This window comes from Noviherbaspirillum suwonense (assembly GCF_900182955.1).
Taxonomy (GTDB): domain Bacteria; phylum Pseudomonadota; class Gammaproteobacteria; order Burkholderiales; family Burkholderiaceae_D; genus Noviherbaspirillum_A; species Noviherbaspirillum_A suwonense.
Map to the genome: position 1 here is coordinate 148992 of NZ_FXUL01000008.1, position 18281 is coordinate 167272.

At 61.8% G+C, this 18281-nt stretch carries 15 protein-coding genes; 8 read left to right on the forward strand and 7 right to left on the reverse strand.

What is annotated here, in order from left to right; translation table 11 throughout:
• Nucleotides 1–253 precede the first annotated feature (253 nt).
• Complete coding sequence (locus QOL82_RS12650; protein WP_283442634.1) at nt 254–1270, forward strand: sulfurtransferase; 1017 nt, start codon at nt 254–256, stop codon at nt 1268–1270.
• Here the strand turns inward: QOL82_RS12650 and QOL82_RS12655 are convergent.
• Entirely contained in the window at nt 1194–1607 is a 414-nt protein-coding gene (locus tag QOL82_RS12655; RefSeq protein WP_283442635.1) for a PPC domain-containing DNA-binding protein, read from the reverse strand. The two genes, QOL82_RS12650 and QOL82_RS12655, sit on opposite strands and share 77 nt — an antisense overlap.
• A gap of 417 nt (nt 1608–2024) precedes the next feature.
• Here QOL82_RS12655 and QOL82_RS12660 point away from each other — a divergent pair, with 417 nt between their 5' ends.
• Nucleotides 2025–2582 (forward strand): GNAT family N-acetyltransferase, encoded by a 558-nt coding sequence (locus QOL82_RS12660; protein WP_283442636.1) that lies wholly within the window; start codon nt 2025–2027, stop codon nt 2580–2582.
• 139 nt (nt 2583–2721) lie between these two features.
• Here the strand turns inward: QOL82_RS12660 and QOL82_RS12665 are convergent, their stop codons facing one another.
• The gene (locus QOL82_RS12665; RefSeq protein ID WP_283442637.1) at nt 2722–4674 is read right to left on the reverse strand and encodes a PAS domain-containing hybrid sensor histidine kinase/response regulator; all 1953 of its coding nucleotides are present in this window, start codon (nt 4672–4674) and stop codon (nt 2722–2724) included.
• 603 nt (nt 4675–5277) lie between these two features.
• Between QOL82_RS12665 and QOL82_RS12670 the strand changes: the two genes are divergently transcribed.
• Nucleotides 5278–7191 carry a bifunctional diguanylate cyclase/phosphodiesterase gene (locus QOL82_RS12670; RefSeq protein WP_283442638.1) on the forward strand — a complete coding sequence of 638 codons (1914 nt, stop codon included), beginning with the start codon at nt 5278–5280 and terminating at the stop codon, nt 7189–7191.
• A gap of 134 nt (nt 7192–7325) precedes the next feature.
• Here QOL82_RS12670 and QOL82_RS12675 read toward each other — a convergent pair whose 3' ends face one another.
• A complete protein-coding gene (locus QOL82_RS12675; RefSeq protein WP_283442639.1) occupies nt 7326–8129 on the reverse strand; it encodes a hypothetical protein in 804 nt (267 codons plus the stop codon).
• Nucleotides 8130–8356: 227 nt separating this feature from the next.
• On the opposite strand from QOL82_RS12675, the gene QOL82_RS12680 reads away from it, so the two are divergent.
• The 3 genes from QOL82_RS12680 to QOL82_RS12690 all read left to right on the forward strand — a co-directional run bounded on the left by QOL82_RS12680 (nt 8357) and on the right by QOL82_RS12690 (nt 11100).
• Nucleotides 8357–9028: a DUF5625 family protein gene (locus QOL82_RS12680; RefSeq protein WP_283442640.1), complete on the forward strand. Its 672-nt coding sequence runs from the start codon at nt 8357–8359 to the stop codon at nt 9026–9028.
• A 361-nt stretch (nt 9029–9389) separates the two neighbouring features.
• Complete coding sequence (locus tag QOL82_RS12685; protein ID WP_283442641.1) at nt 9390–10574, forward strand: MBL fold metallo-hydrolase; 1185 nt, start codon at nt 9390–9392, stop codon at nt 10572–10574.
• Nucleotides 10564–11100, forward strand: a complete 537-nt coding sequence (locus QOL82_RS12690) for a hypothetical protein (RefSeq protein WP_283442642.1) — start codon at nt 10564–10566, stop codon at nt 11098–11100. Before QOL82_RS12685 ends, QOL82_RS12690 begins: the two co-directional genes overlap by 11 nt.
• Nucleotides 11101–11228: 128 nt before the next feature.
• Here the strand turns inward: QOL82_RS12690 and QOL82_RS12695 are convergent, their stop codons facing one another.
• Nucleotides 11229–14066, reverse strand: coding sequence for a cation-translocating P-type ATPase (locus tag QOL82_RS12695; RefSeq protein ID WP_283442643.1), 2838 nt, complete (start codon nt 14064–14066; stop codon nt 11229–11231).
• A 62-nt stretch (nt 14067–14128) separates the two neighbouring features.
• Entirely contained in the window at nt 14129–14944 is an 816-nt protein-coding gene (locus tag QOL82_RS12700) for a formate/nitrite transporter family protein (protein ID WP_283442644.1), read from the reverse strand.
• A gap of 178 nt (nt 14945–15122) precedes the next feature.
• Here QOL82_RS12700 and QOL82_RS12705 point away from each other — a divergent pair, with 178 nt between their 5' ends.
• Together QOL82_RS12705 and QOL82_RS12710 are read left to right on the forward strand one after the other, a co-directional pair.
• Nucleotides 15123–15506, forward strand: a complete 384-nt coding sequence (locus QOL82_RS12705; protein WP_283442645.1) for a VOC family protein — start codon at nt 15123–15125, stop codon at nt 15504–15506.
• Nucleotides 15507–15584: 78 nt separating this feature from the next.
• A complete protein-coding gene (locus tag QOL82_RS12710; RefSeq protein WP_283442646.1) occupies nt 15585–16073 on the forward strand; it encodes a cupin domain-containing protein in 489 nt (162 codons plus the stop codon).
• 148 nt (nt 16074–16221) lie between these two features.
• Here QOL82_RS12710 and QOL82_RS12715 read toward each other — a convergent pair whose 3' ends face one another.
• A complete protein-coding gene (locus QOL82_RS12715; protein WP_283442647.1) occupies nt 16222–16497 on the reverse strand; it encodes a hypothetical protein in 276 nt (91 codons plus the stop codon).
• Nucleotides 16498–16609: 112 nt separating this feature from the next.
• The gene (locus QOL82_RS12720; RefSeq protein ID WP_283442648.1) at nt 16610–18271 is read right to left on the reverse strand and encodes a tetratricopeptide repeat protein; all 1662 of its coding nucleotides are present in this window, start codon (nt 18269–18271) and stop codon (nt 16610–16612) included.
• Nucleotides 18272–18281 lie beyond the last annotated feature (10 nt).

Consider the following 18281-nt stretch of genomic DNA (forward strand, 5'->3'; position numbering starts at 1 on the left):
CAAGCCCCGGCGAATTGCACTGGCTGTTTTGCATCGCTTGCCTCTCAGGCGATGCATCGTCGCCGACGCCTGCATTCCGACTCTCCTCTCTCTCCGCTTTCGCGGAAAATGCCGGTCGCTGCCGCCGGCCGGTACAATCTCCCTCCTTCAGCCTGGACGCTCGTCCCGGCCGGACAGATGCCATGCCGGGAATACACGCTGCTTCCCTGTCGCGGCAAGGCTGGACGACTTTGTAGAGACGCATTGACCGCGGATGACCGATAACGATACGACCCCTGCCTCCGGATTTCGCCATGACCTGCCCAGGTGGCAGCACCTGGTATCCGCGCAATGGCTTGCAGGCCTTGCCGCCGGCCGGCAGGTTGCGGCAGCCCCGGCCAGCGACTGGCGCCTGCTGGAAATCGGCTTCAATGCGGAGGAGGCCTACCTGCAGGGCCATATTCCCGGCGCAAACTACGTCGACACCTGTGAATTCGAGCGCGGGCCATTGTGGAACAGGGTCGCGGACACGGAACTGATCGCCCTGCTGCTGGACTGCGGGATACGCCGCGACACCACCGTGGTGCTGTATGCACGGGACCCGCTGGCGGCAGCCCGCGCAGCGCACCTGATGCTGTATGCCGGCGTCGAGGACGTGCGCTTCCTGGACGGCGGCTTTGCCGCGTGGACCCGGCTGCATCTGCCGCTCGAACAAGGGCACATGCCGCGCCTGCCGGCCGCCGGCGATTTCGGCTGCCCCTGCCCGGCGCACCCGGAGTACCTGGTCGATATCGACGAGGTCAGGAGCCTGCTGGCCCGGCCCGATGCCTGCCTGGCAAGCATACGTACATGGAACGAATACATCGGCAGGACATCGGGCTACAGCTATATACCGGCCAAGGGCGACATTGCGGGTTCGCTGTGGGGCCGCTCGGGCGGCGATGACGATGTCAGCAGCATGAGCGAGTTCCATGATGCGCAGGGCAGGATGCTGGCCGCTTCCGACATCCGCCGCATGTGGAAGGAAAAGGGCATAGGCCCCGACCGGCGCACGGTGTTCTACTGCGGCACCGGCTGGCGTGCGTCGCTGGCCTTTTTCTATGCATGGCTGATGAAGTGGGAGCGGATCAGCCTGTATGACGGCGGATGGTGCGAATGGAGCCGCGACTCGCGCAATCCGGTGGTTTGCCGGGTCGATGCGTCCTACGAACGGTTCAGGCACCGCCTGGAGGACGAACAGCTCGAATCGCCAGTTCCCTGTAGCCCGATTCCGCATCGGGAAGCCGACTGAACTGGACATCCGGCAGCAGCGCAATCAGGATTTCAGCGGTAGTGCGGACAATGCATCCATACCCGGCATGTCCGCCGAACACGCGTCCCTGCGCGTCCGACAGCGCAATATGCAGATGCGCGCCGTCCGGCGCCAGCGACCCGGCGAGCGTCAGTATCTCCAGGCTGCCGTGCATTGCGGTCGTCCCGGACACGCTGGCGAAACGGACCTGGGCGGCGCTCAGGCTGCCTATTCCCTGCAGCACAAAAGCGGCGGACATTCGATGGTCGGCCAGCACCGATTCGAGCGAGGCCCGCAAGTCCTGTCCTGGACGAAGTCGCAGCGGCAATGTTTGCATCGGGTGGCGATCCAGAAGGTTGTGAGGTTGGCCAGGGCGGCATCCGATTGTACTCAATGCGGTTCGGGATGGCGTGTGGGAGATCGCCGCGCGCCGACGGCGGTTGCCTGCGCCGGGAAGGCTGGTAGTCGCGGACTGAAGAATTGACCAGCCCACTCCCGGTACCTCCCCGGCGCCCGGCCTCAGATTGGCGGACTGTCTTCCAGCGCGGCTCGGTCGCCCGACGCCGCCGACGCGGCGCACGTCGAGTACGGCCGACAGCCTGACCGATCCCCGTAGGCGTCGACCCGCTCTGCCGCCTTGCCTAGGCGTTTTCGGGCGCTGACCTTGCGCCGCTCATCTGGACGGAGACCGGGAAACCAGCGCCCGCCGTGCCACGTGCTAGATTGCGATTCCAGCATCCCGATTAACCATGCCATGCCAGCCATCCAGGAAATCGAAACCGAGCGGCTCCTGCTTCGCCAATGGAAATCCACGGATTTCCCGGCCTTCGCGCAACTGACGTCCGACGAAGAAGTCATGCAGTTCTTCCCTTCGACCCTGAGCCAGGAAGAGAGCCGGGCAATGGCGCAACGGTGCGCGGACCTCATCGCCGGCCGCGGCTGGGGCTTCTGGGCTGCGGAAGACAAGGCGTCCGGAACGTTCATGGGGTTCATCGGGCTGCATGTCCCGGCGGTCGAGCTTCCATTTTCGCCATGCGTGGAGATTGGCTGGCGGCTGGCGCGGGCCTGGTGGGGCAAGGGACTCGCCACGGAAGGCGCCAGGGCGGCGCTGCAATTCGCTTTCATGTCGCTGTCGCTTGAGGAGGTCGTCTCATTTACTTCCGTGCGGAATGCCCGGTCAGAAGCGGTGATGCGGCGTCTCGGCATGCGCAGGGACGCGGCCACGTTCGAGCATCCGTCGCTTCCCGTGGGGCACCCGCTGCGCGAGCATTGCCTGTACCGCTCAACGGCGGCAAGCCTGACAGCAGCTTGATTGCAGCTTTGCGCACGCCATCCGGCACGCGCGAGGTCCACGCACTGCGCCGACCATGCCCTGCCGCGATTTTCCCGCGCAAGCGAGGGCCATGCGCCGCCAGCAGCGCTACCTGCGGCTCACCGCCTGCACCCGGGTCTCACGGCCCATCCCGCATTGCACGCCCGGCCTTCGAAGCGGCAAGCTCCCCAAGCAGCACGGTCAGTTTCGCCATGTCCACCGGCTTGACGAAGTGATGATCGAATCCGGCCGCCGCCGTGTTTTTCCTGTCCTGCTCCAGCCCGTAGCCGGTCACCGCGATCAGCATCGACGACGCTGACCCTGGCTGCGCGCGCAGTCGCCGCGCCAGCTCGTTGCCGTCCATATCGGGCAGGCCGATGTCGAGCAGGAAGACATCCGGACAGTCGGTGCATGCGCGCTGCAGTGCGCAGCGCGAGTCGTTTTCCACGATCACGCGATGGCCTGCGGCTTCGAGGAACATTGCCAGCATGCTGGCGGCATCGACATTGTCATCGACGACCATGAGCCGCAGGCCGGCCGCGCCGGCCTGCTCCATGCGGTTCTCCGCCTGCGGCGTCCTGTTTCCGGGCGCAGCGAGGCGCGGCAGCTGGACCGTGAATTCGCTGCCCTCGCCCAGTCCCCCGCTATGCACCGCGACGCTTCCCTGGTGCAGCTCGACCAGGCTCTTGACCAATGCCAGGCCGATGCCCAGTCCGCCTTGGGAGCGGTCTGCCGTCCTCTGCGCCTGGCTGAACATGTCGAACACGCCCGTCAGAAAATCCGGCGCAATGCCGATGCCATTGTCCTTTACCACGATTGCGACGATGTCGCTGCTCAGATCGACCCGCAGGTCTATCGTCCCGCCTTCCGGCGTGTACCTGGCTGCATTGTTAAGCAGGTTCGTGATGACTTGCACCAGCCGCTCGGCGTCGCCGGAAACACAGGCGGACTCGGGCGGCAGATGCACCGTCAGGCGATGCCGCCGCGCCTCGATGAGCGAGCCGACCTGTTCAACGGCATCCGACACAACGCGCTTGACGTCGAGCGCCTTGCGCTGCAGCGTGATCAGCCCCCGGGTCACTCGGGAAACATCGAGCAGATCGTCGACCAGGCCGGTCATATGCCTGACCTGGCGCGCAATGATCTCGCTGGTCTGCCTGATGCGCGGGTCGTCCAGCTTCGCCAACTGAAGCAGGTCCGCCGCCGCGCTGATCGGCGCCAGCGGGTTCCGCAACTCATGCGCCAGCATCGCGAGGAACTCATCTTTCCGGCGGCTGGCGCTTGTCAGCTGTTCCTCTGCAAGCTTGCGCACGGTAATGTCGCTCGCGGAACCGATCCATTCACGGATTTCACCTCCGGCGTCGAGGATGGGCACGGCCTTCGAATAGGTCCACCCACGATTTCCGTCGGTGCGCAAGACGCGGTGCTCCAGTTCGAACGTCGATTTATTGCGAACGGCTCGCTCAATGGCCGTCCGGACAAATTCCAGATCTTCAGGCGGAACATAATCGGCAAGCCGGTATTCGCTGAACGCTGTCGTGTCTTTCAGGAAGCCGCGTCCGTCGAGCTGATGCATGTGCGTCCAGTTCGGGCTCATCCGGTAGATCACGTCCGTCGTCGCGTTGGTCAGGGCCCGGAATCGTCTTTCACTTTCGCGCAGCGCATTTTCGGACAGCACCTGCTCGGTAATATCCACCGCATGGTGAATGATGTGCGTGAGCCGGCGCTGATCGTCGAATACCGGCGTATTGATCGGACTCCAGTAGCGCTCCTCGAATGCGCCGTCGTCCCCTGTCCCGGTGGGAATGTCGTACTTCAACACGGCGAGCCGGTCGGCAACGCCGGTTTGCAGGACGCGTTCCAGCGATTCATGCAAGGTCTTCACGCCATCGGCTTCAGGCTCCAGCGGATTGGCGGGAAATGCATCGAACAGGTATCTGCCAAGAACGCTTTCCCTGTTCCGCCGCGTCAATTCCAGGTAAGCGCCATTCACGTCAACGATCATGAGCGCGGTATCGAGGATCAGGTACCCGCTTGCGGTTGCGGCAAAGATCGCTGTGAAGTCAGGGGCGGTTTGGATAAAAGTGCGCATGTGCATTCAGGTTGGAGACCAGCCGTAATTTGAGAAAATCGCTGGACCCCCATGGATCATCGCAACCAACTATTTCGCGACAGCGTGCAGTTCGCGTATACGTCAAGTCAGGATCCGAAACCGTGAATTGCAGTGATGCAGCATTTTAGATTAAACCATAATTAATGCATCTGGCGAGTTTCAATCAAAGCGTCAGGGCGCCATTAGCGATGTTCCGGCATCGGTCTCAATGAAAGGCCTGCCGCTTGCTGGAACGCGACGATGCCGGATGATAGAACCCGATGTTTCGACTGGCCGTTGCAGCCGTCGACCCGGATCCCTGGTCCCTGCCGATACGCCGTCCCGCCTGAGCTGCGATGTCCATTATTCCGTCCACGGCGACAGGCAGGAACGTGTCGCCGTTAGCGGCGGGCCCATGCCTTTGCCGACGGAGATTTTGACTTATGGAGGAACTCTTGGTTTAACAAAGTTCATGGTACCCTCCGTGGCTTTGTCGCCCACGCATTTTTCGCCTTTCACTACCAGGGGCGAGGCGTGCGAACTGCCAGGTCTCCAGCGCGCATGCCTGCGACTTCGAACGTCGGTGTAAGGAATTTCAGCCAGATGACAACTTCACTCGCGTCCCTGCAGCGCTCTTCCTATGCTAATTTCCGGCTGCGGCTGCTGCTGGGATTCAGCTTTCTCGTGCTGCTGCTGCTCGCGCTCATGGGCTGGAAAATCCATTCTGATTATCAGAACGATCGCAATACGGCGCTCTGGCAGACCAAGAGCTTTTCCCAGGCAATGGGCGCACACGTCAGCAGCCAGATTGCTGTCGTTGATTCGGCGCTGCTGCACGCGACGGAAGCCATTGCAAAGCTTGGGGAGGAGAAGACGCCTTCCGCGGCGTCGATACGGGGCATCCTGGCGCCGTCCAATGGCGCGCCGGACGACAATTTCTGGATGGCGTTCATCGATGCGCAGGGCATGGGCGTGACGTCCTCGACGAATCTGCCCATCCAGGGCATTTCCTATGCGGACCGGCCCTACTTCGTCGCCCACCTTGGGCCTGAAGAACGCGGACTGTTCGTCGACGCGCCGGAAGTCGGCCGGATCTCGAAAAGGCCCTTGTTTTTTCTGAGCCGGCGGGTCATGACGCCGGGCGGAAAGCTCATCGGCATTGTCGTCGCATCGATCGACGCCAGCGTATTTGCGCGCGTGTTTCGGAATGCCTTATTCCAGCCCAGCCTGTCGATCACCCTGATCCATACGGATGGAAAGATCATTGCGCGCGAGCCGCGTTTCAAGGAGTCCTTTGCCGCGGTGATCACCGAAACGGAATTCTACCGGCATGTCAAAATCTCGCCGAACGGCAGCTACGAACACCAGAGCCTGATCGACGGCCAGCAGCGCATCTACTCGTTCCAGACCCTCGACCGCCTCCCCCTTGCGCTATCGGTAGGCATCGCGAGCGAAGCATGGACGAACGGCATCGAGGAAGGCCTGACTGCAGCCGCCGCGGTGTTCGCCGTCATCCTCGCGGTAATGGTTTTCAGCGGCCGCTTCGCGCTGCACAGCTTCCGTCGCCTCGAGGAAAGCGAGGCCGGCCAGAAAAGCCTGAATCAGGATCTGCGTTCCCTGCAGGCCGACCTGACGCGCGGCGAGAAGCGCCTGCGCATGATCGCCGACAGCCTGCCGGCGCTGGTGTCCTATATCGATGCGGAGGAACGCTATGTTTTCCATAATTCCTATTACCGTCACGTCTTTGGCGCGGACCTGCCGGCCATGGTCGGGCGAACCATGCGGGAAATGTTTGGCGATGCAATGTACCTGTCGATCAAAACCGAAGTCGATGCGGCATTGGGCGGCAAGCGGGTGTCGTTCGAGCGCACCATGTCCGTCCACGGCATTGAACGCCACCTGAAATTCCAGTACACGCCGGACTTCGATGCCGCAGGCAAGGTCGTCGGCTTTTATACGATGGTGACCGACATATCGGACATGAAGCTTATCCAGGCCCGGCTGATGGAGATGACGCGCATCGACGCCCTTACCGGGCTGCCTAATCGAAACCAGCTTCATGACCGATTGGCCGAGGCGCTTACACGCGCACGACGCTGCGGACTGCAGGTGGGTTGCCTTTACCTGGACATCGATAATTTCAAATCGATCAACGACACGCTCGGGCATGCCGCAGGCGACCAGGTTCTCTGCCAGTTCGGCGCCCGCCTTCAGCGCAGCGTGCGGGAAGCGGACCTGGTGGCGCGGCTTGCCGGCGACGAGTTCGTGATCGTGCTGGAAGGAATCCACGAACCCGATGAAGCAATGCGCGCCGCCGAGAAGATCGTCGATGCGATGGGCGTTCCCTTCGACATCGATGGCCCTCCCCGCATCGTCACCACCAGCGTGGGCATAGCGGTTTCGGATGACGGCGACGACCCCGATGCATTGCTCAGGAAGGCGGACGCGGCACTGTACATCACGAAGCGCGCCGGAAAGAATGGCTTTGAATTACATGTGCCGGGCGCCGTGACCTGACAATGGCGATCCCGGCGGAACGGCCCGGGAGGCCGTCCGCAGCCGGCTTCGATCCGGCCCGTGGCGACGCGTTCCTGTTCCCAGGTTTCATTCGGCGCGCGGTTTCAACCAAGGCTTAAGGGCATGCGCAGGCATCAGGGCGCGGCGGCGGCGTCGAACATCGCTGTGTCGATCTTCCGCCCCACCTTGACCGATACCGGTTCGGTTAAGACTGCCCCCGACATTTTCTGGATGATGGTCACGCGGGAAGAAAGAATGATCGGTTCACCACCAACGTGCGTCAGCGTGCCGGGCTTCAGATCCGCGATGCACAGCTCGGTGAGCAGCTTGTCCGAATTCGGCAGCATCGGCATGCACTTGACGGCAAAGCCCTTGACCACCTTTGGTTCTGTGAAAACATGTTCTTTATTCTTGCGCGGCATGGCCCATTCTCCCGGCGGTTCACTGACGCGCTTGCCCGCATTATCGATCGCGGCGTAGTACATCTTCCCGTCGCGCACCAACTCCGTGTCAGAAACTTTCTGCTCGCTCGTTTCGCAAGTGGGAGCCGGCATTGTCATGGACACGTCGTATTGGAAATACTCGTTTTTTACAAGATAGGCCTTGCCGTCGCTGGCAAAGGTTGTCCGCTTCGAGATGAAGTCGGCCGGCGGCTCCTTCATTGCTGGCGGCGGAGGAAGTTTTTTGGCTTCCCTCACTCCGGCGCACATGTCGTAGCGCGCCTTGTACAGCTTGTGAAAGTCGGCGACGGACTCGGGACGTTCGACCGTAACCACCTCATAGGAAACCTGAGCGTCCGCTTTGGTGGCTGGCAAGGACGCTGCGACCGGCGCGCTCGTCGCAGTTGCGGCAGCAGTGGGGTCGGTTTTGGAACAGCCTGCGACAGCTGCGCACAATGCAGCAAGGATCACGATCGAACTACATGAACGAAATGGCATGCCAGCCTTCCATTTATGAAAATAATATTGTAATTAGCTGCACATTGATGTTCGATTCGTTCGGATCAAACATTTGGAAAAAATGCCCTTCCGGCTTGTGATCAATCCATCCAATTCGATGGCTGCTGCAGGCGATGATTCACCTGCACCGTCATTTCCAATTAAAATTGCCTTTCATCATTTTTTAATCGGGTCATCCTGCGCGGGATTTCTCAACTGTCATACCCATGCAAAATCTCGTGCATTACCTTCGCCGGCAAAAAAAGCTTCTTGCCCTTTTGATCCTGACCATGCTTTGGCTTTCGCTCTTTCCGGCCTGGGTGCACCGGGTTACCGCAAAACCCCTGGACGATGCAATCACGCTGTCCCCTTCCGGCACGATAAACAGGGAGATCGAAGTCGCCATTCCGGAGCATTACGAAATTAACCTCGTATTCGAACGGGCCAGCCTGCCATTCCAGGAATTGAAGACGCTGCTGGGAGACTGGGCGTACAGGGATGGGCAGCCAATTCCTTCGGGAGTCAGGGTGCCTGTCCGGTGGTCACTGAAGAAACTGCATGACGGTTCGATCGCGGCTTCCGGCGAAAACGATACTTTCGGAGCAATCGCCTGGTCGGCCGCGGAAGTCGACCGCAAAGTGGGCGGCTTCCGGGTAAAGCCGGGGCGATACCTGTTCAACGCGCAGGTGTTGCATGATGTGCCAGCGCTTGCGCACATCGGAACGCGCCTTTCCATTAATCTTCCGTCCAAAGCGTCGTCCACCTGGCAGATGACGCTGGTCTGGTGGGGATCGATTGCCAGCTATATCGTCGTATGGCCCGCTGCCGCCGTCATTGCAATGTTTTTGATCCTGCAGGCAGGCCGCAATTTCTTTTCCGCGCGAGCAGCACGTACATAAAGCCCGGCTCTCTTCATCGGCTTTGCGCGGCAGCCGGACTAGGCGCGTCAGATAAGGCCCTGCCCGTTTGCATGGGCAATGATTACGCCGATTACGCGCTTCAAAAATAAGCTATTTCTCGTGCAGGCGAAGGAACGACAGACAGGGTTCGTTTCGCATTTCAACGTGATTGGAATCCAAAACGGGCCACGCATTTATCCCTGAATTAACACCGGTTCTGCCGGCATTTATGCATCGTCAGCATGATCAAAATTATTGGCGGATAATTTGAAATACGCAATTGGGTTCAGGATCTATTGCATGCATGAAGCAAACTGACGATGAGCTCATCCGTAAAATAAATCGATCCCGGAGACAAATCATGCGCAATTCAAAACCCGTTTCTATCGTAGGGAAACAAATCCTGAATGCCACCGCCGTCGCCGCGCTTGTCGCTGTCGGCATTTACGGCTGCGGCGGTAGCGATAATGACGACAACGCCGGTAATGGCGGCGCGGCATCGGCCACTGTGCTGGTCCCTGCCTCCGGCAAGGTGGCGCCGACCGAAGTGCGCATGACCTGGTTTGGCGTATCCAACTGGACCTTTAAAATCGGCGACCTGAACATCATGATGGACGGTTACATGTCGCGCATCCCGCAGGACTATTTCTCGGGCGGCGGGGGCGGCCTGGCGTTTACCAAGGCGGCATGGCCAATCGACAGGGCGTCCGTGGACAAGGTCAACGGCGTGCTCAGCAGCAGCACCGGCAGTCCGATCAACCTGCTCCTCACGGGCCATAGCCATTTCGATCACAGCTTCGACACGCCGTACTGGGCGCAGCTCACCAAGGCGCCGATCGTCGGCTCGAAGACCACCTGTTTCCAGGTCCAGGCATTGGGCGTCCCGGCCCAGCAATGCACGACGGTCAACGGCGGCGAGACCATCGTCCTCAATGATTACGTCACGATGCGGGTCGTGCGCTGGAATCACAGCGGCACCCATGAGCTCAACCCGGAGCAGCACGATCCGGTGGAGCTGCAGGCAGTGCCCAAGCCGGACGGGAACGGCAACCTGCGCGGCGGCGTGGCCGAGGACTTTCCCAATGGCGGCGGCAACCGGGGCTACCTGTTCACCGTCAGGACCGCCGCCAACGGCCAGCTGACCTTCTTCGTGACCAACTCCGGTGCGCCGCAAGACCTGGTGACGGACAACATCACCGATGGCGTCAACTACGGCAAGCCGATCGACAGCCTGAAGACCGCAATGGCCAATGCGGGACTCAGCGCGGTCGACCTGTGGATAGGCGCAGGCGGCCAGCCTGTCGCCTCACTCACCCTGCCGGTGCTGAAGCCCAAGGCCTTCGTGCCCAATCACCTGGGCAGTTTCTATGCGCCTTTCCCGCAAGGGAATACCGCGCCGTTCAACGATGCGACCCTTACCGGCTATCTCGCCTCCAGCAATGTCGCGCTGGTCGTGCCCAGGCAATACTTCGACGCCTACGTTCTCGACGCCAATGGCTTCCGCCAGGTCGACAATCCGGCAATGAAGCAGGCTTATGGCTTCTGATATCCAGGGCCGGCTGCAAGTAGGCCGGGTACCGGCGGGCGGCATCCTGGTCGCTGCGGCGCTTGCGCTTGCATGCATGTGCAGCACGGCGCAGGCCGACGCTGAGGCGCCGGCTGCAGCGGGCATAGGTAATCCGCCTGCGGCAAGTATCGGCGTCCGGCATGCATTGCGCTGGCCGCAATTGCAGGCGCTTGCCGGTCAACGGCTGCACGACAAGCAAGTGTCGGCGCTCCTCGCGCCGACGCTGCAACGGGTGCTGGGAGCCCGCTACGACGGCTTCAAGTCCTCGCTGGTCGACGAAAAGCCGCTGCGGGTCGAAGGCGCATCGCTGGTTGGGGAAGGCATCGTGCCGAACACCCTGGGCTATCGCGGCGCTTTCTTTGCCTTCGGAAGCCGTGGCGATGTGCTTGCCCTGATCAAGAGCGGCCGCCACGGCACGACGATAGAGCGTTTCGGTTCGCTCGATCTGCTGAAGGACCCGGCGCTGCTGCATGCTTACCAAGAATTTATCGGCATCGATGAATAGGGGCCTGGGAAAGCCGAAGCATGCACCGCCATCGTCGGGCGGCGCCGCCTGACCGGCCGGGCGCTATCGGCTGCAGCGCCCGGCGATGGCTCGAACCGGCAAGGAATGCAGGCAACATGCCCGAAGCATCAATCAACGGCCGTTGGGGCCGGTACCGCCTTCCTGCCCGCCCCCTGCCCGCTGATGAAACGGCCCGTGATCTTCCACAGCTCGCTGAACCACAGCACGATGCTCGCCATCGCGACGCAGGACAGCCACTGGTCGAGCGCAAGGGGCGCGGTGCCGAAGGCGAGGTTGAGAAACGGGACGTGGACGACGGCGACTTGCAGCACGACCGAGAAGCCGATCGCGCACCACAGCCACTTGTTGGAAAAGACGCCGCGAAATGCGCTGGTCGTGGCGGAGCGCGCGTTGAAGCTGTTGAACAGTTGCGCGAAGACCAGCACCGTGAAAGCCGCGGTGCGCGCATTGTCCAGGTCGTGCGTGCCCGCGATCAGTCCTCCCGGCAGATACATGTCCAGCGTGAGCAGCGTCGCCATGGCCATCACGGCGCCGACGCCCGCCACATTCATCCACATGCGGCTGTCAATTGCGCGCTCGTTCGGGCCGCGCGGCGGCCGGGCCATGACATCGTCGGTCTCGGGGTCGACACCCATGGCCAGCGCCGGTCCCGAGTCGGTCAGCAGGTTGATCCACAGGATCTGCGTCGCGAGCAGCGGCAGCACGACGGCGCCTGTCGGATCGGTCAGCCCGATCACGCCCGCCAGCACCACGCCCAGGAAGACCGTCAACACTTCGCCCATGTTCGACGACAGCAGATAACGCAGCGACTTGCGGATATTGTCGAAGATTGCCCGCCCTTCCCGCACCGCCTGGACGATGGTGGCGAAATTGTCGTCGGCGAGGATCATCCTGGCCGCCTCCTTCGTGACCTCGGTGCCGGTGCGGCCCATCGCTATGCCGATGTCGGCCGCCTTCAGCGCCGGCGCGTCGTTGATGCCGTCGCCCGTCATCGCCACCACGTTGCCGTCGGCCTGCAGCGCATCGACGATCCGCAGCTTGTGCTGGGGCGCGACCCGCGCGTACACCGACGTGGCCCGGACCGCGTCCATGAATGCGGGCTCATCGAGCGCGTCCAGGTCCAGCCCGGTCAATGCCGGCGTGCCTGGCGCGACGATGCCGAGGTCGGCGGCGATGCGGGCGGCGGTGCGCGGATGGTCCCCGGTGATCATGATGACCCGGATGCCTGCCCGCTGCGCCTCGCGGATCGCCAGCCCCGCTTCCTCGCGCGGCGGGTCGATGATGCCGACCGTCCCGACAAAGATCAGGTCATGCTCGAGCGCTTCGCCGTCCTGCGCCTGTTCGCCAGGCTCGAGCGGTCTGTACGCGACGGACAGGGTGCGCAGCGCCGCGTCGGACAGGGTGTTGACGTCGGCCAGGATGCGGTGACGAATGGCATCGTCGAGCGCAATGACGTCGTCGCCGACACGCACGCGGTTGCACCACTGCAGCAGCACGTCCGGCGCGCCCTTGCTCATGACGACGGGCTGGTCATCGTGTTCATGGTCCAGTTCGATCGAGGACATCATCTTGCGTTCGGATGTAAACGGTATTTCCTGCACGCGCAGGAAGCGCCGCTTGCGCCGCTCGGCGGTGCCCAGTTTCTGTTCGGCGACGAGGAACGCCGCCTCGGTCGGATCGCCCTGTATTTCCCAGACGCCTTCCGCCGTCTTGCGCAATTCCGCATTGCTCGCCAGGCTGCCGCCGCCAAGCACGACGATGTTCTCGGTGAACACCGGCCCGGCGCTCAGTTCGTCGCCCTGGTGCTCGATGCGTCCGTGCGGCGCATACCCGATGCCGGTGGCGCGGGTGCTGCCGGAGGCCGTCATCACGCGTTCGATGGTCATCTCGGAGCGGGTCAGCGTGCCGGTCTTGTCGGACGCGATCACCGACGCCGAACCCAGCGTCTCCACCGACGACAGCCGTTTGACGATCGCATTGCGGCGCGCCATCCGCTGCACGCCCATCGCCAGCACGACCGACAGGATGGCCGGCAGGCCTTCCGGCACGGCGGCCACCGCCAGCGACACGCCCAGCAGCAGCACCGTGGTGATATCGCGCGTGCCGCGAACGTCCTGGACCAGCAGGATGGTGGCCACCACGATAAGCGCGATGACCACGACAGCCGTGCCCAGCATGCGCCCGATCTGGCCGACTTCCCTTTGCAGCGGGGTCGGTTGTTCGCGGGTGGCCTCGAGCATTTCGGCGATCGCGCCCATTTCGGTGTCCGCACCGGTCGCCGTGACGACCGCGCGGGCTGTGCCCTGCGCAACCGCCGTTCCCTTGAACACCATGTTGACCTTGTCGGCGAGCGCCGACAAGGTGCCCAGCGTGGCCGTGTCCTTCAGCACCGCCTCGCTTTCGCCGGTCAGCGAGGCTTCCTGCACCCGCAGCGTCGACACCTGTACCAGCCGCGCATCGGCCCCCACGGCATCGCCTTCCCCAAGCACGAGCAGATCGCCGAGCACCAGTTGCGCGCTCGGGATGCGCATCGCATGGCCGTCGCGGATGACAGACGATGTCACGGCCGTCAGGCGGCCGAGCGCAGCCACCGCGTTCTCCGCCCTGGCTTCCTGCACGAAGCCCAGCACGGCGTTCAGGACCACGATGACGGCGATGACGATCGCATCCACCGGCCAGCCGACCCGGCCTTCGAGCAGCCAGGCGGCCGTCGCAATCAGGATCGCGGCCAGCAGCAGGTAGATGAGAGGATCGCGGAAATGGGCCGCCAGCCGTCTCCAGGCCGCCGCACGCGGCGCGGCGCGGATCTCGTTGGGACCATCTTCCGCGAGCCGGCGTGCGGCCTCGGCCGCGGCGAGTCCGCGATCGAGGTCCGTCCCGAGCGCCTTTGCGATGCCTGCAGCATCGACCGTGGAAGGATCCTCGTTGCTAGCTGCTTTGGCCATAGGTCGGGTTCGATCCGGTGGGCGCGACGCTGGGTTTGATCGACCTGGTGCGCCTGGTCGACTCAATGATCCGGGAAGCGGCGGTAGACGAGGCGGTAGACCAGGCCCACCAGCACGCTTCCGCCGACGATATTTCCCAATAATACCGGCAACAGCCTGCTGAAAAAACCGGTCCAGGTGATTGCGGGACCGCCGGCGTCGGCAACCTGCTGCAATAGCATCGCCATTGGAATCAGGTACATGTTCGCGACGCTATGCTCGAAGCCGGCCGCAACGAACGCCGAGATCGGGACGACAATGGCGACGACCTTGTCGACCACGCTGCGGCCCGCCAGCGCCATCCATACCGCGAGGCAGACAAGCGCATTGCAGAGGACGCCCCTGAAGAAGGCGGTCCAGAATGGCATGGCGATCTTTGCCGCGGCGATCTTCAGGTATTCCTGGCCTATGGCGCCATTGTTGAGTTCCGCATGCCGGGACAGGAACACCAGCAATGCCAGCCCGACCGCGCCGATAAAGTTGCCGGCACAGACGATGAACCAGCTTCGCAGCAGCTCGGCGGTGGAGATCTTCCGGTCCGCCCATGCCATCACCAGCAGATTATTTCCGGTGAAGAGTTCGGCGCCCGCGACCACGACCAGGATCAGCCCCAGCGCGAACGCAATGCCGCCGAGCACCTGCCTGGACGCAAAGCCGAGCGTCGGATCGGAGCGCACCACCACGAAGTACAGCGCGCCGAGCCCGATGAAGGCGCCCGCCAGCACACCCAGGACTAGCATGGACAGCAATGGCAATCGTGCTTTTGCCACACCCACTGTCTCGACCCGCTCCGCAATCTCCCGGGGTGAGTAGGCATCGAATTCAAAGAGAGCAGGCATGGAAACCCTTCTTTAAAATGGACCCGGTCCAGGCCGTCCGGCCTTGGCAAGGACGGCATCGGCTTGTCCCGGAGACGGCGGTCATCCCCGGCGATGGATGGCGGGCATCCTCTTTTTCCGTCCGGCTGCGCTACCGTGGAGACACATTGGAAAGGGACCCTGAACAAGGAGTTGCGACATGAGCGTGCAGCTTAACCATACGATCATCTGGTGCCGGGACAAGCAGACTTCCTCAACATTCTTTACGGAAGTCTTCGCTCGGCGGCCCGCCGTCCGGTTCGGACCGATGCTGGTCGTCAATCTCGACAATGGCGTCTCGCTCGACTTCTACGAGAAGGAAGGCGACATTTCAGCGCAGCACTATGCTTTTCTGATCAGCGAGGAAGAGTTCGACCAGATCTTCGACCGTATCCGCGGCCGTGGATTGCCATACTGGGCCGATCCCGGCAAGCGCCGCGCCGGTGAAATCAATTGGAACGACGGCGGCCGGGGCGTCTACTTCGACGACCCCGATGGACACGTTCTCGAAATCATCACCCGGCCTTATGGCAGCGGTCCCTGACGCCTGCCCGGGCACTGCCCGCCCTGCCCATTTCACGCTCGACGCAACTCGACGCAACTCCACAAGAAGGGAATACGCTTGCCACATCATCCTGATCGACCCATCGCAGTCATTGCCGCCGAAGCGCCAGCCCGCACCAAGCCTTCCAATTATCCCGAGCCGTTCGCGTCGACGATGAGCGGGCGCGTCAAGCGGCCGCTGGGCGACCTGTTCGGCCTGCAAAGTTTTGGCGTCAATCATGTCACCCTGCCCGCCGGCGCCATCTCCGCGCTATTTCACCGCCATTCGGTTCAGGATGAATGGGTCACCATGCTGAGTGGGGAAATCACGCTGGTGCATGACGGCGGCGAGGCGGTGCTCACCGCGGGAATGTGCGCCGGCTTTCCCAAAAACGGCAGCGCGCACCAGCTCGTGAATCGGTCGCAGGCCGAAGCGACCTACCTGGAAGTGGGCGATCGCCAGGCAGGCGACAGCGTCAGCTATCCGCGTGACGACCTGGTCGCCATGCGGGCGGAAGGCGGGTGGACCTTTGCGCACAAGGATGGAACGACGTACGACCAAACCTGATCGGCTGCGGCGGCACGGAAGGTCCTCGTGCCGCCCACAGTCTGCGACGCAAAAATCCTGTGCGCCTGCCGGAAGGGTTGACAGCCAACCTGGACAGTTTCTCAAGGCGGAGAATGGGTACGTTCGACTTCGAGCTGACCCTGAACCCTTACTTACCGTTGAACTCAACGTGGTGACTCAGGCACTTGGCGGTCCGCAGCACTTCTCGAAAGCTGCGCGTGTCCAACGCAATCCTTTGTAAATGTGTCGGCAGCACCATTTCATAAAACGGTGTTTGTCTGGCAGATGAACAAATAGCGACCGGCTGTCGTGTTCGCTCAGCCAGCGCGAACCGCACGGGACCACGTGTCTTGTGCTGCATGACCATGGCGCGCAGGAAAATGCTTTTACCCGGCGCAATGTCAGCGGATATCGTGCTGATCATCAGCGATATAGGAACAGTGCGCCACTACGGGTGGTGGATGTAAACGCAGCCTGCGAGCCCATCCTTCCAGCAGGCTGCGTGCAAAGTTCATACGGCAAAGCATGATCCCTTATCAGTTCGCTGCCAAAAACACGTTGGCCCGCTTCACCTCTTGTCGTTTGGTGTCCGCTTCGGACGCCAAGCTACGGAGCTTTTCGTAATAGGTCTTTGCAGCCGCACTGTTCTTTGCCGCTTCGGCTGCAACAGCAGCCCCATAGACGCTGCGGAAACGATTCGGCTCCCGCGCAAGCGAGCCTTCAAACTCAGTCAAGGCGGCTGCAGGCTGGTCAATTCGCAGCAACATCTCAGCCAGCAATTCCCGCATTGGCACAATGCTCCCTGGCGTGACCGGGTGCTTATCGCTCGCCTCTTCTGCTTCAGCCGCACTGCGCATGAGTTGCAATGCCCGCTCCGGCTGTTTTTCCTCGAGTGCGATCCAGGCTTCGATGGCTTTCATCTGAAAATCGGTCTGTCCCGGCCAGTAAGCAATCTTAGCCGTCGTCATGGCTTCCTTTAAATCTGCCAGGCGCACGAGATCTTTTCGTGCAGCAGGCACGGCGCCGGTTCGAGCCGACGCCAAACCGCGCACGGATACGAGCACCGCTTCTGCTTGGGGAAATTTCTGCCATGCCAAGTCGGGCGGACTAAGCTGCAGCGCGGATGCCCCTTTCCAATCATTGCGTTCCACGGCGTAGCGGGCCGGAATAGCAGCCAGCGCATACGCTGCTACAAAGTTTTCGACATTTACGGTCTTTATCTTGGCGACTTCATCGACGACTGCCTTCGCAGACTTATCCCGCGCCTGCTGCAATTCACCGAATACCAAGTAATCCATCGCATGGAGCGCGTCATAGGTTCCGATGCTCAGCGTCTTCTCGGACAATTCGTTCTTGGCGGCCTGGTAGGAAGCGCGATTGCCCTCGACCATCTCCTTCCAGCTTCCAACCCGAGAAAAAATATGGGATGGCATGTGTAGAGCATGGGGCACCGATGGTGCAATGCTGGAGTAAAGACGCGCTGCAGGAAGGCCTTTTCCGGCAAGTTCAGTGTAGTCATAGGTGTGTATCAAATAATGCGCAACGCCAGGATGGTCGGGATACCTTTTCAGCAACGGCTCAAGTATTGCTGCGGCCCTCAGTTGATTTGTGCACGTCTTGTCTGCCGCAAGCGCGGTCGCATCAAGTAGCAATGCGTGCAAAATTTTCGCTTCATCGTCTCCCGGATTACGTGCTGCGACCTCACCCATTGCTTTTTCAAATGCCACAACGCGCGGCCGATGTTCCGTCGTTTCCCAGTTCAGAAAAAGGGCTTGCAGCGCATCGATATAGTCACGCTCGCGCTGGGTTTTTGCGCCGACGCTTTGCGCATTAGTTGCCGCAGCCGCAGCTGCTTTCATTGCTGCCGGGTTGGCAGGCCAGGCGAAGGGATTACCCAGGGACATTAGCGCTATGCCCCAATGGGCCATCCCGCATGCGGGGTCTTGCTGAAGCACCTCCGTGAATGACTGCTTCGCTGGCTCAAACCAGAAAGAGTGGAACAAGGCCATTGCACGGTTGAATACCTTCTGGGCGGCAGCATTGCATTGCACATTGAAATTGACTTGGCCAAGCGCCTCGGGAGGCTTGCCAGGATGCGCATGCATGTCGCCATGTTCCGCATGGACAGTTGAGAGCATCACGCCCAGCATGCATCCGATACCCACGGTACGTATGATGTTGCGATTCTGAATATTCATGCTCATCTCT

Coding starts and splice junctions, on each gene's coding strand:
- QOL82_RS12650 (WP_283442634.1), top strand. CDS start 254: ATGACCGATAACGATACGACCCCTGCCTCCGGATTTCGCCATGACCTG.
- QOL82_RS12655 (WP_283442635.1), bottom strand. CDS start 1,607: ATGCAAACATTGCCGCTGCGACTTCGTCCAGGACAGGACTTGCGGGCC.
- QOL82_RS12660 (WP_283442636.1), top strand. CDS start 2,025: ATGCCAGCCATCCAGGAAATCGAAACCGAGCGGCTCCTGCTTCGCCAA.
- QOL82_RS12665 (WP_283442637.1), bottom strand. CDS start 4,674: ATGCGCACTTTTATCCAAACCGCCCCTGACTTCACAGCGATCTTTGCC.
- QOL82_RS12670 (WP_283442638.1), top strand. CDS start 5,278: ATGACAACTTCACTCGCGTCCCTGCAGCGCTCTTCCTATGCTAATTTC.
- QOL82_RS12675 (WP_283442639.1), bottom strand. CDS start 8,129: ATGCCATTTCGTTCATGTAGTTCGATCGTGATCCTTGCTGCATTGTGC.
- QOL82_RS12680 (WP_283442640.1), top strand. CDS start 8,357: ATGCAAAATCTCGTGCATTACCTTCGCCGGCAAAAAAAGCTTCTTGCC.
- QOL82_RS12685 (WP_283442641.1), top strand. CDS start 9,390: ATGCGCAATTCAAAACCCGTTTCTATCGTAGGGAAACAAATCCTGAAT.
- QOL82_RS12690 (WP_283442642.1), top strand. CDS start 10,564: ATGGCTTCTGATATCCAGGGCCGGCTGCAAGTAGGCCGGGTACCGGCG.
- QOL82_RS12695 (WP_283442643.1), bottom strand. CDS start 14,066: ATGGCCAAAGCAGCTAGCAACGAGGATCCTTCCACGGTCGATGCTGCA.
- QOL82_RS12700 (WP_283442644.1), bottom strand. CDS start 14,944: ATGCCTGCTCTCTTTGAATTCGATGCCTACTCACCCCGGGAGATTGCG.
- QOL82_RS12705 (WP_283442645.1), top strand. CDS start 15,123: ATGAGCGTGCAGCTTAACCATACGATCATCTGGTGCCGGGACAAGCAG.
- QOL82_RS12715 (WP_283442647.1), bottom strand. CDS start 16,497: ATGATCAGCACGATATCCGCTGACATTGCGCCGGGTAAAAGCATTTTC.
- QOL82_RS12720 (WP_283442648.1), bottom strand. CDS start 18,271: ATGAATATTCAGAATCGCAACATCATACGTACCGTGGGTATCGGATGC.